This is a genomic window from Candidatus Coatesbacteria bacterium (assembly GCA_014728225.1).
Lineage (GTDB): Bacteria > RBG-13-66-14 > RBG-13-66-14 > RBG-13-66-14 > RBG-13-66-14 > WJLX01.
This window is the reverse complement of sequence record WJLX01000135.1, coordinates 1-14,510: the sequence shown is the minus strand read 5'-3', so window position 1 is coordinate 14,510 and position 14,510 is coordinate 1. Positions and strand designations below refer to the sequence as shown.

Annotated in this window: 14 protein-coding genes; 13 read left to right on the top strand and 1 reads right to left on the bottom strand. The window is 65.1% G+C overall.

Annotation, left to right across the window (positions count from 1 at the left end; all coding sequences use genetic code 11):
- Positions 1 to 298: 298 nt before the first annotated feature.
- Positions 299 to 1,693: an alpha/beta fold hydrolase gene (locus GF399_09700; protein MBD3400593.1), complete on the top strand. Its 1,395-nt coding sequence runs from the start codon at positions 299 to 301 to the stop codon at positions 1,691 to 1,693.
- Positions 1,694 to 1,830: 137 nt separating this feature from the next.
- Complete coding sequence (locus tag GF399_09695; protein ID MBD3400592.1) at positions 1,831 to 3,042, top strand: M24 family metallopeptidase; 1,212 nt, start codon at positions 1,831 to 1,833, stop codon at positions 3,040 to 3,042.
- Here GF399_09695 and GF399_09690 read toward each other — a convergent pair.
- Positions 3,035 to 3,319 (bottom strand): hypothetical protein, encoded by a 285-nt coding sequence (locus GF399_09690; GenBank protein MBD3400591.1) that lies wholly within the window; start codon positions 3,317 to 3,319, stop codon positions 3,035 to 3,037. The genes GF399_09695 and GF399_09690 overlap by 8 nt on opposite strands.
- Before the next feature lie 188 nt (positions 3,320 to 3,507).
- On the opposite strand from GF399_09690, the gene GF399_09685 reads away from it, so the two are divergent.
- The 11 genes from GF399_09685 to GF399_09635 all read left to right on the top strand — a co-directional run bounded on the left by GF399_09685 (position 3,508) and on the right by GF399_09635 (position 14,458).
- The gene (locus GF399_09685; GenBank protein MBD3400590.1) at positions 3,508 to 4,965 is read left to right on the top strand and encodes an aldehyde dehydrogenase family protein; all 1,458 of its coding nucleotides are present in this window, start codon (positions 3,508 to 3,510) and stop codon (positions 4,963 to 4,965) included.
- A gap of 77 nt (positions 4,966 to 5,042) precedes the next feature.
- Entirely contained in the window at positions 5,043 to 6,755 is a 1,713-nt protein-coding gene (locus tag GF399_09680; GenBank protein ID MBD3400589.1) for a site-specific DNA-methyltransferase, read from the top strand.
- 19 nt (positions 6,756 to 6,774) lie between these two features.
- Positions 6,775 to 7,815: a phosphoribosylformylglycinamidine cyclo-ligase gene (locus GF399_09675; protein MBD3400588.1), complete on the top strand. Its 1,041-nt coding sequence runs from the start codon at positions 6,775 to 6,777 to the stop codon at positions 7,813 to 7,815.
- A 122-nt stretch (positions 7,816 to 7,937) separates the two neighbouring features.
- Complete coding sequence (locus GF399_09670; GenBank protein MBD3400587.1) at positions 7,938 to 8,180, top strand: hypothetical protein; 243 nt, start codon at positions 7,938 to 7,940, stop codon at positions 8,178 to 8,180.
- Positions 8,181 to 8,563: 383 nt separating this feature from the next.
- Positions 8,564 to 9,907, top strand: coding sequence for an electron transport complex subunit RsxC (gene rsxC / locus GF399_09665; GenBank protein MBD3400586.1), 1,344 nt, complete (start codon positions 8,564 to 8,566; stop codon positions 9,905 to 9,907).
- A gap of 45 nt (positions 9,908 to 9,952) precedes the next feature.
- The gene (locus tag GF399_09660) at positions 9,953 to 11,143 is read left to right on the top strand and encodes an RnfABCDGE type electron transport complex subunit D (GenBank protein MBD3400585.1); all 1,191 of its coding nucleotides are present in this window, start codon (positions 9,953 to 9,955) and stop codon (positions 11,141 to 11,143) included.
- The gene (locus tag GF399_09655; protein MBD3400584.1) at positions 11,136 to 11,780 is read left to right on the top strand and encodes an FMN-binding protein; all 645 of its coding nucleotides are present in this window, start codon (positions 11,136 to 11,138) and stop codon (positions 11,778 to 11,780) included. The genes GF399_09660 and GF399_09655 overlap by 8 nt, the downstream gene beginning before the upstream one ends.
- Positions 11,781 to 11,812: 32 nt before the next feature.
- A complete protein-coding gene (locus GF399_09650; GenBank protein MBD3400583.1) occupies positions 11,813 to 12,481 on the top strand; it encodes an RnfABCDGE type electron transport complex subunit E in 669 nt (222 codons plus the stop codon).
- 19 nt (positions 12,482 to 12,500) lie between these two features.
- Positions 12,501 to 13,091, top strand: coding sequence for an electron transport complex subunit RsxA (rsxA, locus tag GF399_09645; protein MBD3400582.1), 591 nt, complete (start codon positions 12,501 to 12,503; stop codon positions 13,089 to 13,091).
- 488 nt (positions 13,092 to 13,579) lie between these two features.
- Complete coding sequence (locus tag GF399_09640) at positions 13,580 to 13,978, top strand: NYN domain-containing protein (protein MBD3400581.1); 399 nt, start codon at positions 13,580 to 13,582, stop codon at positions 13,976 to 13,978.
- 21 nt (positions 13,979 to 13,999) lie between these two features.
- Positions 14,000 to 14,458, top strand: coding sequence for a methylglyoxal synthase (locus GF399_09635; GenBank protein MBD3400580.1), 459 nt, complete (start codon positions 14,000 to 14,002; stop codon positions 14,456 to 14,458).
- Positions 14,459 to 14,510: the final 52 nt, after the last annotated feature.

Genomic DNA, 14,510 nt, shown 5'->3' with positions numbered 1-14,510 from the left:
CGGGCGACCGGGGCCTCATCGCCCCGACGGCTCACCCTTTGAAACGTTTGTTGGGGAGGACCGAGCGGTCCTCCCGTTTCAAGACCAAATCCAATTCGCGGCGGACCGCGGAGGGTCCGCCCTACGTGGGATAGCAGGGCGATGGCTCCGCTCCCGTCGTTCGCATTGACGAACCCATCCAAAGGTCGCCCCCTACGGAGACGAACTACGTCCCGCCGCTCGGCGGGTAATCCTTTACTCAACCCCGGCCCGGGGGCTAAAATAACCCCGTCGCACCACCCACACCCCAGGAGGAACCATGCGCGAACGGTTGACGGCTCCGGCGCTCCTGCTGCTCCTCGCCCTGCTGATACCGGGCGCCTGCGCCCGGGCGGAGGTCGAGACGGCGGACGTCCTCGGCGAATGGGTCGGCGAGATCCAGATCATGGGCCAGCCCCTGGGCTTCGAGGTCGAGTTCTTCGAGACGCCGCAGGGCCTGGCGGGGACGATGAGCATCCCCACCCAGGGCCTGCGCGACGGCGGGCTGACCGAGGTGAGCTGGGATCCGCCGGAGCTGGGCTTCACCCTGCCGGTCCCCGGCGCCCCGGCGCGCTACGAGGGCACCGTCGAGGAGGGGCTGATCTCCGGCGAGTTCAACCAGTCGGGCTACACCGGCCTGTTCGAGCTGCGGCCCTACGTGGCCCCCGTCCTCGATTACCCGACCGAGGAGGTCCGCATCGAAACCGACCACGGTCCGGTGCTGGCCGGGACGCTCAGCCTGCCCGAGGACGACGGTCCCCACCCGGCGGTGCTCTTGATCACCGGCTCCGGGGCCCAGGACCGCGACGAGGACATCTACGGCTTCAAGCCCTTCTTCCTCCTCGCCGACCACCTGACCAACCAGGGCTACGCGGTGCTGCGCTGCGACGACCGCGGCTTCGCCGACTCGACCGGTGATATCTCGACGGCCACCTCGGCCGACCTGGCGCTGGATTACGCCGCCCAGCTCCGCTACCTCGAGGAACGCGCCGAGGTCGACCCCGAGCGGGTCTACCTGCTGGGACACAGCGAAGGCTCGATCATCGCCGGGATGCTGGCCGCGGAATACGACGTAGCCGGGGTGATCATGTTCGCCGGCCAGGCCGTCCCCGGCGACGAGTTGCTGCTAGCCCAGTCCGCCAAGACCATCCTGGCCGAGGGCGGCACCGCGGAAGACGTGGCCTGGAACCAGGATTTCCAGCGCCGGGCCTACGACAAGATCCGCAACGACGGCGACCTCGAACCCCTCTACGACGAGCTGGACGCCGTCCTGCGCGAGCAGTACGCGAGCTTCACCCCCGCCGAACAGGCCGCCTTCGGCGACGTCGACACCTTCGTCGAGACCCAGCTCGCCCAACAACGCACCATGCTCGAGAGCCCCTGGACGGCCTACTTCATCGACTACGACCCCTGGACCCACCTGGCCGCTGTCGACTGCCCCATCCTGGCCGTCTTCGGCGAACTCGACGTCCAGGTGCCACCGGACCTCAACATCGCCGCCCTCGAAACCGGCGCCGCCGAGCACGACCTGACCGTCAGCATCGAGACCATCGCCGGCGCCAACCACCTGTTCCAAACCGCCGAGAGCGGCGGCCTGTCCGAGTACCCCCTGCTGGAAAAGGACTTCGCCCCCGGCGTGCTGGAAACCATCACCGCCTGGCTCGACGCCCAGTGAACGCACCGCACGCGGACGACCCAGGCGGCGGCGCGCTTGTTGCCGACCCGGACTCCGCCAGGCGGACGGGGCGCTGCAAGAAGCGTGACGCCGCCGGACGGACGACGTTAACCCATCGCTGAACGACAGGGAGGACGATGCGCACCGACGTGGATAAACTGATGGCCGAACGCGGAATCGACTGGCTCTACATCGGCGGCGGCAACGGTGACAACCCCGCCATGCACTACTTCCTCGGTGACGCCCAGATCGGCCACTGCAGCCTCTGGAAGCCGCAGGGCGGCACCGCCACCCTGCTGACCGGACCCTTCGAGCGCGACGAGGCCGCCAAGCTGCCCTTCAACAGCCTGGTGACCAGCGAGCTCAACCTCCACGAGCTGCGCGAGATCGCCGATCCCCTCGAGCGCGGCGTGGAGATGATGCGCCGTGTCATCGACAGGCTGGGCGTCTCCGGCCGCCTGGCCCTCTACGGCCGCGGCGGCGTCGGCCCCAGCTACAAGCTCTGGCGCGCCGTCGACGAGGCCCTCGAGGGCGTCGACATCGAGCCCGAATACGCCAACGATCTGATCGTCATCGCTCGGGAAACCAAGGAACCCGACGAGATCAAAGAGCTGAAGAAAGCCGCCGTCGGGGCCTGCAAGACCTTCTCCGCGATCCGTCAACTGCTCGCGACCGCCGAGGTGCGTCAAGGCAAGCTCTACCACGACGACGCGCCGCTGACCGTCGGCCTGGTCAAGCGGCGCATCGCCCTCGAGCTGTTCTCCAACGGCCTGTTCGAGGCCGTGGGCTCGATCTTCGCCCCGGGGCGCGACGGCGGCTTCCCCCACTCCACCGGCGCCGACGACCACCATCTAGCCGTCGGCGAACCCATCGTCTACGACATGTTCCCCCAGCAGCTCGGTCACGGCTACTTCCACGACATGACCCGCACCTGGTGCGTCGGCGAGCCGCATCAGGCCGCCGCCCGGGACTACGAGCTGATCAAGGAGGTCCAGCAGCAAGTCTTCGACTGGATCGAGGTCGGCAAATCCTGCTACGGAGCCCACAAGCTGTGCGCCGAACTGCTCGCCGCGGCCGGTCATCCCGACATCGTCAGCGACCCCACCACCCAGACCGGCTTCTGCCACGGCCTGGGTCACGGCGTCGGGCTCCAGGTGCACGAAAGCCCCCGCCTGGGGGGCACCGAACGCAACAAGGACACCTTCAAGCCCGGCTCCGTCTTCACCCTCGAGCCCGGCGTCTACTACCCGGACAAGGGCTACGGCGTGCGCTACGAGGACACCTGCTACCTGGACGACGACGGTGTGCTGCACCGCCTGACCGACGAGCCCGCCGCGATGCTCATTTGACCCGAAAATCCTTGAACTCGACGGGACGGGCGTCGGGCCGCGGAGCGTCCAGGTAGCCGCCGCCGTCGAAACGCACCCCGCGGTGCAGACTGCCGTCGGGCTCGCGCACCGTGGTGTAGGCGAAGTCCCGCGATCCGCAGCGCGGACAGCGGGGCAGTTGGCCGCCGGTGCCCAGCAACAGGTAGCTCCCACATCGGCAACATTCGTAGTAGCCGGGGACCGTCCTGGCACCGGCGGAATAGATATCGACGAAACGGGTCAAGGCGGCCTCGCGCACTGATCGACGGCGATAACTCCGACGGACGCGGCGTTACTGAACGCCCCGCTGAGATCGTACCTTTGTGAACCAACAACTAAAAATAGTCTCAGATTGTTTCACCGTCAAGGGGTGACGACGTTTTTTTGCCGTCGTTTTCTTCCCACCGACGCTGGGACGTCGAACCGAAACGAACCGAGGTGAACGTGATGGCCGAACGCCAGATTCTCATCGACGGTCAGTGGGTCGAGGGCGCCGGAAACAGCTTCAGCGTCGTCAACCCCTACAGCGGGGAGAAGGTCGCCGACGTAGGCGCCGCCGACGCGGTCCAGGTCGAGGAGGCCTGCGCCGCCGCCGCCCGGGCCTTCGCCGACTACCGCCGCCTGCCCGCCCGCCGCCGGGCCGACGTCGTCGGTCGCCTGCGCGACGCCGTCTGCGAGCAGCGCGAGGTCCTGGCCCGCATCCTGGTCAGCCAGTGCGGCAAGCCCATCACCCTGGCCCGGGCCGAGGTCGACCGCTGCGTCCAGACCCTGACCGTGGCCGCCGAGATCCCCAACTGGCTCTGCGGCCACCAGGTGCCCCTCGACGCCGCCCCCAACGGCGAGAACAAGCTGGGGTTGGCCCTGCGCGAACCGCTCGGCCCCATCGCCGCCATCACCCCCTTCAACTACCCGCTCAACCTGACCGCCCACAAGCTCGGCCCGGCCCTGGCCGTCGGCTGCACCGTCGTCCACAAACCCGCCTCGGCCACCCCCCTGGACGCCTTCCTGCTGGCCGACGTCCTCGGCGAACTGCAGGAGACCGGCGAGCTGCCCGCCGGGACCTACAACCTGGTCCCCGGCCCCGGCTCCAACGTCGGCGAACCCCTGTGCGCCAGCGAGCACCTGCGCGCCGTCACCTTCACCGGCTCCGCCGAGGTCGGCCGCTGGCTGACCCGCCACGCCGGAATGAAAAAGCTGACCATGGAGCTGGGCTCCACCGCCGCCGCCATCCTCTGCGCCGACACCGATCTCGACGACGCCGTGCCCCGCCTGCCCAAGGGGGCCTTCGGCTTCGCCGGCCAGAGCTGCATCAGCCTGCAGCGCATCTTCGTCCAGCGCTCCCTCGTCGACGACTTCACCGAGCGCTTCCTCGCCGAGACCGCCGAAATCAACTGGGGCGACCCCGCCGACGAGGACGTCCTCGTCGGACCGATGATCTCCCCCGCCGAGCTCGAGCGCGCCCAGGCCTGGATCGGCGAAGCCGTCGACCAGGGCGCCAGGCTCCTCACCGGCAACACCCGCCACGGCAACGTCCTCACCCCCACCGTCCTGACCGACGTCACCCCGGCGATGAAGGTCGCCGCCCTCGAGGTTTTCGCGCCGGTGGTTTCGATAATACCCTTCGACGACCTTCCCTCCGCCGTCGCCGACGTCAACCGCAACCCCCAGGGGCTCAACCTCTCCGTCTTCACCGCCGACCTCGATCGCGCCCTCGACACCGCCGAGGCCCTCGAGGCCGGCACCGTCCTCATCAACGAAACGCCGAGCTGGCGCGTCGACCTGATGCCCTACGGCGGGGTCAAGGACTCCGGCCTGGGGCGCGAGGGCGCCCGCTACGTCGCCGAGGAACTCACCGAACCCAAGCAGATCATCATCCGCCGCCGGGGCCGCTGGGACCACCCCTGACCAAGGGTTGTGTTATTGTTGTAGCTCAATGAAGCCGTTTCCCGCCCTCCGGCGACAACCAAACAACCATGCCCGAGATGAGAAAACTCTACTACGGCGACTGCCTGAGCGTTCTGCGGGAGCACATCCCCGACGAGAGCGTCGATCTGGTCTACCTCGACCCGCCCTTCAACTCCAAGGCCACCTACAACGTCCTGTTCAAGCCGCCCCAAGAACTGGGCGAGGGCGCCCAAATCAAGGCCTTCGACGACACCTGGCACTGGAACCTGGACACGGAGAACGAGTTCGACGAGCTGTTGCACAATCCCTACTCCAGCGACCTGTCCAACCTGATGCAGGCCTTGGAGCGCTTCATCGGCAAGAACGACATGCTGGCCTATCTAGTGCACATGGCCAACCGGCTGCTGGAGCTGCGTCGGGTGCTGAAGCCGACGGGAAGCATCTACCTGCACTGCGACCCCACGGCCAGTCACTACCTGAAGCTGGTGCTGGACGGGGTCTTCGGGGCCCGGAACTACCGCACCGAGATCGTCTGGAAGCGCACCAGCGCCCACAGCGACACCAGGCAGGGAATGGCCCAGCACGGCAAGATCCATGATATCATCTTCTTCTATACGAAAAGTGACGATTGGCTTTGGAAGCCGGTTTACACGCCGTATAGTGACGAATATGTCGAGAGCTTCTACAAATACGTCGAGGAGAAAACGGAACGCCGTTATCGAAAAAGTGATCTGACGGCGGCAAAACCTGGAGGGGATACCAAGTACGAATGGCGGGTCAAGCGGCCCATGGGAGGTGAATGGGAAGCCGACCCGACCAATGAATGGAAGGAGCCGATCCCAGGGTGGGAATATCGAGGTGTAATACCTTACAAGGGCCGCTCCTGGGCCTACTCTAAGCAGAACATGCGCAAGTTTTCCGCAGACGGCCGTCTCTGTTACACCCGCACCGGCATGCCCTGTTACAAGCGCTACCTCGACGAGATGCCCGGTGTTCCCCTGCAGGACCTTTGGACGGACATCCGACCCACGCCGCGCTCGGAGAAGCTGAGCTATCCGACGCAAAAACCGTTGGGCCTGCTCGAGCGCATCATCAAGGCCTCCTCCAACGCGGGCGACATCGTCCTCGACCCCTTCTGCGGCTGCGGGACGACGGTCCACGCCGCCGAAGAGCTGGGTAGAAACTGGATCGGCATCGACATCACCCACCTGGCCATCGCCCTCATCAGGAAGAGATTAACGGACGCCTTCGGCGAGCTGCCCTTCGAGATCAAGGGCCTGCCAACCAGCTACGCCGGAGCGTTGGAGCTGGCCAGGGCCGACAAGCACCAGTTCGAGCTCTGGGTGGTGGGCCTGCTCAACGCCCAGCCCTACAAGGGCGGCCGCAAGGGCGCCGACACCGGCATCGACGGCTACCTGCGCTTCAAGTATTTCAGCGAAAGCGAGCGGGGCAAACCGAAGGTGGAGCGGGGCACGGCGATCATCGAGGTCAAGGGCGGCCAGACCGGGGTCAAGGACGTGCGCAACCTCGGCGAGGTCGTCGAGAGAGAGAAAGCCGACCTGGGGGTTTTCGTCAGCGCCCTCAAACCGACGAAGCCGATGTACGAGCACGCCGCCGGCAAGGGCAACGTGACCCTCGGCTCGCGGGAGTACCCCCGGCTGCAGGTCATCTGGCTCAAGGAGCTGATGGAGGGCGGCACCCGGGCGGAGTACCCGGAGGCCGGACGCATCGACCACACCAAGACCGCTCCCAAGCAATCCAGGGACTACCAGGAAGAGCTGGATACCTAACCCATTCAACGGTGAACCCATGACCGAGCGTGATCCTTACAAGGAAGCCGGAGTAGACCTCGAGGCCGGGGCGGACTTCGTCGAGGCCATCAAACCCCTGGCCGCCGCCACGCGCATCCCCGGCGCCGAGGCCTCCCTGGGCGGCTTCGGCGCGGCCTTCGACCCGGCGGCCGCCGGGCTCAAGGACCCGCTGCTGGTCTCCGCCACCGACGGCGTGGGCACCAAGCTGCTGGTGGCCGTACGGGCCGACGTCCACACCACGGTGGGCATCGACCTGGTGGCGATGAACGTCAACGACGTGCTGACGGTGGGCGCCCGGCCGCTGTTCTTCCTCGACTACCTGGCCACGGGCAAACTGCAGCCGGAGCGGGACCGGGACCTGGTCCAGGGTATCGGCCAGGGCTGCCTGCAGGCGGGCTGCGCTCTGGTCGGCGGCGAGACCGCCGAGATGCCCGGGGTCTACAAACCCGGTGACTACGACCTGGCGGGCTTCGTCGTCGGCGCCGTCGAGCGCGGTCAGGAGCTGGGGCCGCAACTCGTCGAGACCGGGATGGAGCTGGTGGGCCTGGCCTCCAGCGGCCTGCACTCCAACGGCTTCTCCCTGGTGCGCGAGCTGGTCTTCGAGAAGGCCGGGCTGGAGCCCGGCGAAGTCGTCGACGAGCTGGGCCGCACGGTGGCCGAGGAACTGCTGACCCCGACGCGGATCTATTCCAAGCTCCTGCCCCTCCTACGCAAGCACAAGGTGGCCGCTGCGGCGCACATCACCGGCGGCGGTCTGGCCGAGAACCTGGCCCGGGCGATCCCCGAGGGGCGGCGCGCCGTCCTGCACCGCGAGGCCTGGCCCCGGCCCCGGGTCTTCGGCTGGCTGCAGCACCTCGGCGGCTTGACCGACCAAGAGATGGAGCGGGTCTTCAACTGCGGCCTCGGGCTGATCGTCGTCTGTCCGGCCAACCGCGCCGAGCGGCTGGTCCAGGACCTCTCCCAGGCCGGGGAGTTCGCCTATCGTGTCGGCGAGGTCGAGGCGACACCCGGCGAGCTCCGCGCCGTGGTGGTCGATTAGCGCTCGGGATGGTCAGCGTCGCGCAGGGCGGGAGCTCTGTCCCCCGCCGCACCTTTTTACGTTAGGGATCACGTAACGGCGATGGACCTGTAAATACCTATAACATATTCATAGAAAGGCCGTTGGAAGAGAGCGAATCGGGCACATTGACGTTTAGTATTGCGGCGGGGCTTGAGAGGAGGCAAGGTTGCCAAACCGGCTCCAACGACCCGGAGCTGTGCGCTCCACCGCCGGGCGCCGTTAATCTCCTCGGGGAGCTTCTGCCGCTGTCAAAGTACAACAACAACCATTCTGGACCGCTGATCTTCACCGTAAAAGCAACCGACGAAACCGTCGCCGGTGAAATCGACTATCAGCCCAGTTAGTGATTTGAAACAGCGGTACCCCCTCCCGGCGGAATGGTCCGGGAGTAAGCGGGATACCTTTCGTTAAATCCCTCAGCCCAACCCGCTCCCCAAAGCTGAGAGGAAGCGGCTCCCCGGTGAGCTCCGTAAACGCCGGGACCCGGCGCGATGGCCCGAGACCCCTCCAATTGGGCCCGCCCGGGGCCGTCCGCCCGCCGCAGCAGACGGCCCCGGCGAGCAAGAACCGTTACGCGTCCGGAGGACGGCCACAAAGCTGCCGTCGAATCCCAACCGCTGAGCCCGAATCCGGGGTTGCGCGGCGGGGCGGCTTGTGGCAAAATTGGCGGCGTTTCGTTACCCGAGTCGCAAACCCCACGGCGACGCCCCCGGTTACGGAGGAAGGCATGCCCCTGACCTTCAAGGGCGGGATCCACCCCCCCGAGTTCAAGCATCTCACCGAGAACAAAGAGCTGACCCCGGCCCGGCGGCCCAGGCAGGTCGTCATCCCGCTGTCCCAGCACATCGGCGCCCCGGCCAAGGCCGTCGTCGCCAAGGGCGACACGCTCAAGGCCGGCCAACTCATCGGCGAGGCCGGCGGTTTCGTCTCCGCCCCGGTCCACAGCCCCGTCGCCGGCGTGGTCAAGAAGGTCGCCGACCACCCCCACGCCATGGGCGGCGACAAGCCCGCGGTGATCATCGAGCCCGCCGAACTCGCCGAGGGTTCTGCCGAAGAGTGGGAGTTGCTGGAGCCGATCAGAGACCTCGAGCGCGTCGAGCCGCAGAAGCTCGTCGAGCGCATCCGCGAGGCCGGCATCGTCGGCATGGGCGGCGCCACCTTCCCCACCTCGGTCAAGCTCGTACCGCCCAAGGGCTTCAGCTTCGACCACGTCATCCTCAACGGCGCCGAGTGCGAACCCTTCCTGACCTGCGACCACCGGCTGATGCTGGAGCGGGGCGAGAAGATCGTCCGCGGCCTGGAGATCCTGCTCAAGATCACCGGCGCCCGCGTCGGCGTCATCGCCGTCGAGGCCAACAAGCCCGACGCCGTGGCCCACCTCAAGGAACTGACCAAGCGCAGCGCCCGCATCAGCGTCGTCGTCTGCAAGGTCAAGTACCCCCAGGGGGCGGAGAAGCAACTGATCAAAGCCGTCACCGGCCGTGAGGTGCCCGTCGGCGGCCTACCCTTCCACGTCAACGTCGTCGTCCAGAACGTCGGCACGGCCTACGCCGTCGCCGAGGCCGTCCTGGACGGCAAGCCCCTCGTCGAGCGCGCCGTCACCCTGACCGGACCGATCGTCGAGGAGCCGCGCAACCTGTGGGTCAAGCTGGGCACCCCCGTCGGCGAGCTGCTGGAGCAGTGCGGCGGACTGAGCGGCCGGGCCGCCCGCTTCATCATGGGCGGACCGATGATGGGCCTGGCCCAGCACCGCTTCGACCTCCCCGTGGCCAAGGGGACCAGCGGCCTGCTGTTCCTGCCGCCGCCGCACCCCGAGGACTTCGTCGAAGGACCCTGCATCCGCTGCGGCAAGTGCGTCGACATCTGCCCGATGGATCTGGTGCCCTGCGACGCCGCCCTCTACTCCCGCGCCGGAGATCTCGACGAGGCCGAGCGCTACGGCGCCGCCGACTGCATCGAGTGCGGCTCCTGCAGCTTCGTCTGCCCGGCCAAGCGCCACCTGGTGCAGTCGATCAAGCTGCTCAAGCCCAGGGTCCTCAAGCGCCGCGCCGAACGGGCCAAGGGTAAGTAACAGCCGAGCTCCCCTTTCCAAACCCAACCCAGGAACCGCCGAGCTATGAGCGAAGAGAACAAGGCTCCGCAGTCGCAGCCCGACAAGCCGGAAGCTAAGTCGGCCCGGCCGGCCGGGAAGAAGCCGACCGCCAAGAAGGTCCCCAAAAAGAAGGACCCGGTCGAGCTGTACCAACTGACCGTCGAGGGCGCGCCGCACCTCAAGAGCAAGGCCAGCACCTCCCGGATCATGATCGTCGTCAGTCTGGCCCTGGTCCCGGCCCTGGTGGGCGCGGTGATCTTCCAGGGCTGGCGCTCGTTGATGCTGGTGCTGATCGCCGTGTTCTCCTGCATGGCCTTCGAGGCGGCGATCCAGCTCCTGACCAAGCGCAAGCTGACCATCGCCGACGGTTCGGCGGCCCTGACCGGCGTCCTGCTGGCCTTCAACCTGCCCTACAACGTGCCCTGGTGGCTGCCCGTGGTGGGGAGCTTCGCGGCGATCGCCATCGCCAAACAGGCCTTCGGCGGGTTGGGCTACAACCTGTTCAACCCGGCCCTGGTCGGGCGGGCGATCCTGTTGGCCTCCTGGCCGGTGCACATGACCGCGGACTGGAGCCCGCTGCCGCGGCTGGCCAACCTGTCGGGAACCACGATCGACGCCCTGAGCTCGGCGACGCCCCTGGCGGTGATGAAGCACTCCTCGGCGGTGCTGGCCAACCCGGCGGCCCACGATCCCGGCGCCGTCAGCCAGGCGACCCAGGCCGTCGAGCAGCTCACTGGTCCTGCGGGAACGGCCAAGCTGGCCCTGGGCCAGGTCGGCGGCTGCATCGGCGAGACCTCGGCCCTGCTGCTCCTCGTCGGCGCCCTGTTGCTGATCATGATCAACGTGGTCGACTGGCGCATCCCCCTCTCCTACCTGGCGACGCTCTTCGTCTTCACGGCGGTCTTCGGCGGGGTGACCACCCCGGACGGGGCCTTCCACTTCACCGGCCTGTTCCACCTGCTGGCCGGCGGGGCGATGCTGGGGGCGCTGTTCATGGCCACGGACATGGTGACCACGCCGGTGACGAAGAAGGGGCGAATAATCTTCGGCGTCGGGGCCGGCCTGCTGGCGGCGATCATCCGCCTGTGGGGCGGCTACCCCGAGGGCGTCAGCTACTCGATCCTGCTGATGAACGCCGCCACCCCGCTGATCGACCGCTACACCGTGCCGCGCTTCTTCGGCCAGCGGCGTTCCAAGGAGGCCGCCAATGCTTAGGATGGGCGTCACCCTGTTCGTCGTCGCCGCGGTGATGGCCGCCGCCCTTTCCGGCGTCTACCTGCTGACCAAGGACCAGATCGCCGCCCAGGAAGAGGCCGCGGTCAGTGAGGCCGTCGGCGCCGTGATGCCCGCCGGGACCGCCGACATCCGGGGCTTTCCCGTCGAGGCCGACACCGTCGACTACTACGTCGGTTACGACGAGGCCGGCAACACCGTCGGTTACGCCCGGATCTGCGACCAGAGCGGCTACAGCTCGACCCTGCAGATCATGGTCGGCGTGGACACCCACGGCGTGATCACCGGCACCAGCGTGCTGCACCAGCAGGAGACCCCGGGCCTGGGCGAGCGCATCGAGGAGGTCAAGGCCGAGGGCACCCTCTGGAGCGCCATCGGCGGCCTGTTCTCCGACGAGGACGGGGGCGAGGCCGGTCCGCCGCCCCGGCCATGGTTCCAGCAGCAGTACCTCGGCTGCGAAGCCGACGAGGTCCATCTGGGCGAAAGCGCCGATCCGCAGACCTCGACAGTCGAGGCCATCACCGGGGCCACCATCACCAGCCGGGCCTTCACCACCGCCGTGCGTGAGGACATGGGCGAGTTCCTGGACAAGGTCTCCGCCGGTCAAATCGAACAATAACCCCGACAAGCGAAGCGAGGGGGCACAGAACCGTGAGTGCGCTGAACGATTTCACCAAGGGCCTGTTCAAGGAGAACCCGGTCTTCGTCCTGGCGTTGGGCCTCTGCCCGACCCTGGCGGTGACCTCCCTGGTCGAGAAGGGCCTGGGGATGGGGCTGGCGGCGACCTTCGTCCTGATCTGCTCCAACGTGATCATCTCCCTGATCCGCAAGCTGGTGCCCAAGAAGATCCGCATCCCGATCTTCATCGTCATCATCGCCACCTTCGTCGTCGTCGTCGAGCTGGTGATGAAGGCCTACCTGCCGCCGCTGTCCGAGGCCCTGGGCATCTTCATCCCCCTGATCGTGGTCAACTGCATCATCCTGGGCCGGGCCGAGGCCTACGCCCAGGACCATTCCGTCGGCCGCTCGCTGCTGGACGGTCTGGGGATGGGTCTGGGCTTCACCCTGGCCCTGGTGATCATCGCCGCCATCCGCGAGGTGATCGGCTTCGGCACCTTCCTCGGCCTGCCCGTCTTCGGCGAGAACTACAACCCGGCCACGATCCTCATCCTGCAGCCCGGCGCCTTCCTGACCATCGGCTTCCTGATCGCCTTCTTCAACTGGCGCCGCAACCGCAAGAAAGCTAAATCCATGCCCGACCTCAAAGCCCTCCGCGCCCAGCGCGAGAAGATGACCCAGGTCACCCGCGAGGCCGCCTGAACGACGGAAAGGAGTTACGATGAGCTACGGCGTCAAGCTGATCCTGTTGTTCGTCGGGGCGGTCTTCGTCAACAACTTCGTCCTGATGCGCTTCCTCGGCCTCTGCCCCTACCTCGGGGTCTCCAAGCAGACCGACTCCGCCGTCGGCATGGGGATGGCCGTCATCTTCGTCATGTTCCTGGCCACCGTCTTCACCTGGCTGGTCTACACCTTCGTCCTGACGCCCCTCGAGCTGACCTGGATGCGGACCATCTTCTTCATCCTGGTGATCGCCAGCCTGGTCCAACTCGTCGAGATCGTGATGCAGAAGTCGATGCCCGCCCTCTATAAATCCCTGGGCATCTACCTGCCGCTGATCACCACCAACTGCGCCGTCCTCGGCCTGACCGTCCTCAACATCGACTCCAGCTACGACTTCCTCGAGTCCCTCGTCCACGCCGTCGGCGCCGGCGTCGGCTTCACCCTGGCCCTGGTGCTGATGGCCGGGCTGCGCGAGCGGATGGAGGTCGGCAATGTGCCCAAGGCCATGCGCGGGCTGCCCATCGCCTTCGTCACCGCCGGCTTGATGAGCATCGCCTTCCTGGGCTTCGCCGGCTTGATACCGAACTAGGCCCTTGACAAACCACGTTTTCGACGGTATAATACTTACTGGAAGCTACAACTTGAGATAAATCTCAAGTTTTCAAGCTCGGGAGGGGCATAGAGCCCCTCCCGTTTTATACCCTACCGAACGAGGCAATCATGAAAAAATGTTGAATATTCGTGGACGGTGAGAACTTTCGCAAATCATTAGTCAAGCTCTTCTACCCAAGTTTCCGCAACGAACATTATTTACCACAGGAAGCAGATTGGGAAGCTTTTTTTCGATCATATCTGTGCTCAAGTACTAAATACGATAATGGAAAACAATAAAGCTGAACGCGTAAGAACATATTGGTATGTCATCAATGAATTGTTTACAGTGCCTTATCTACCTAATCCTAGGTACGAAAAAGAGCATTTTATCAAAATTTATGCTGATGAAACCAATAATAACAAATATAAACTACTTAAACTGCCTGAAGATAAAATAATTAAATACTATAATGAATCAATTAAGTGGATGAAAACAATTCAATCAGAAGCCAAATCGTGGAAAATGCTTCAAAGAAATTTTTGAAAAATAATAATAGATTACAGTTTAGACGTGCTGGGTCATTGAAAATTAATATTGTTAAACAAGTTTTTGATGGTGAAAAAGGTGTTGATATTGCATTGGCAACTGATATGATTATTTTATCTGATATGTATGATGTTGCTATTATTGTATCAGGTGATCAGGATTATCTGTCTGCTGTAAAAAGACTTAAAGAAAAAGGTAAATGGGTAGTTAATGTATCATTTCTAGATGTAGCAGGTAGCGTTTTACCCGGCGGAGCAACTCGTCTTAATGAGCATACCGATTGGTTTTATCTGATCGATTTTGAAACAGTAAATCGCTTTCTACACATAGCATAAGAAGCAAACAAAAGGATTGCCATGTCCACCCGCACCGTTACCATGCCCGAGCGCAAGGCCGTGGCCCTGGTGGCCCACGACCACCGCAAGAAGGACCTGCTCGAGTGGGCGCACTTCAACCGCGAGAGCCTGGCCCGCCACCACCTCTACGGCACGGGCAACACCGGGGGTTTGATCGCCCGGGAGCTGGACCTGCCGGTCAAGGCGTTCAAGAGCGGCCCCCTGGGCGGCGACCTGGAGATCGGGGCCCGCATCTCGGCGCTCAAGCTGGATCTGCTGATCTTTTTCTGGGACCCCCTCGAGGCCCAGCCCCACGACGTCGACGTCAAGGCCCTGCTGCGCATCGCCGTGCTGTTCAACGTCCCGACGGCCAACAACCGGGCCACGGCGGATTTCCTGATCAGCTCGCCGCTGTTCAACGAGACCTACGAGCGGGAGATCCTGGATTACGGCTCGCGGTTGAAGATCAAGCTGGATTGACTGCCCGCGGGCTGTCCGCCGGGCGCCTGAGCGCCCGGCCCGGGGGGGGGGG

Bases quoted from the DNA above. Each gene is read 5' to 3' on its own strand.
- GF399_09685 (MBD3400590.1), top strand. From the start codon at position 3,508: ATGGCCGAACGCCAGATTCTCATCGACGGTCAGTGGGTCGAGGGCGCC.
- GF399_09655 (MBD3400584.1), top strand. From the start codon at position 11,136: ATGCTTAGGATGGGCGTCACCCTGTTCGTCGTCGCCGCGGTGATGGCC.
- rsxA (MBD3400582.1), top strand. From the start codon at position 12,501: ATGAGCTACGGCGTCAAGCTGATCCTGTTGTTCGTCGGGGCGGTCTTC.
- rsxC (MBD3400586.1), top strand. From the start codon at position 8,564: ATGCCCCTGACCTTCAAGGGCGGGATCCACCCCCCCGAGTTCAAGCAT.
- GF399_09695 (MBD3400592.1), top strand. From the start codon at position 1,831: ATGCGCACCGACGTGGATAAACTGATGGCCGAACGCGGAATCGACTGG.
- GF399_09635 (MBD3400580.1), top strand. From the start codon at position 14,000: ATGTCCACCCGCACCGTTACCATGCCCGAGCGCAAGGCCGTGGCCCTG.
- GF399_09680 (MBD3400589.1), top strand. From the start codon at position 5,043: ATGAGAAAACTCTACTACGGCGACTGCCTGAGCGTTCTGCGGGAGCAC.
- GF399_09700 (MBD3400593.1), top strand. From the start codon at position 299: ATGCGCGAACGGTTGACGGCTCCGGCGCTCCTGCTGCTCCTCGCCCTG.
- GF399_09660 (MBD3400585.1), top strand. From the start codon at position 9,953: ATGAGCGAAGAGAACAAGGCTCCGCAGTCGCAGCCCGACAAGCCGGAA.
- GF399_09675 (MBD3400588.1), top strand. From the start codon at position 6,775: ATGACCGAGCGTGATCCTTACAAGGAAGCCGGAGTAGACCTCGAGGCC.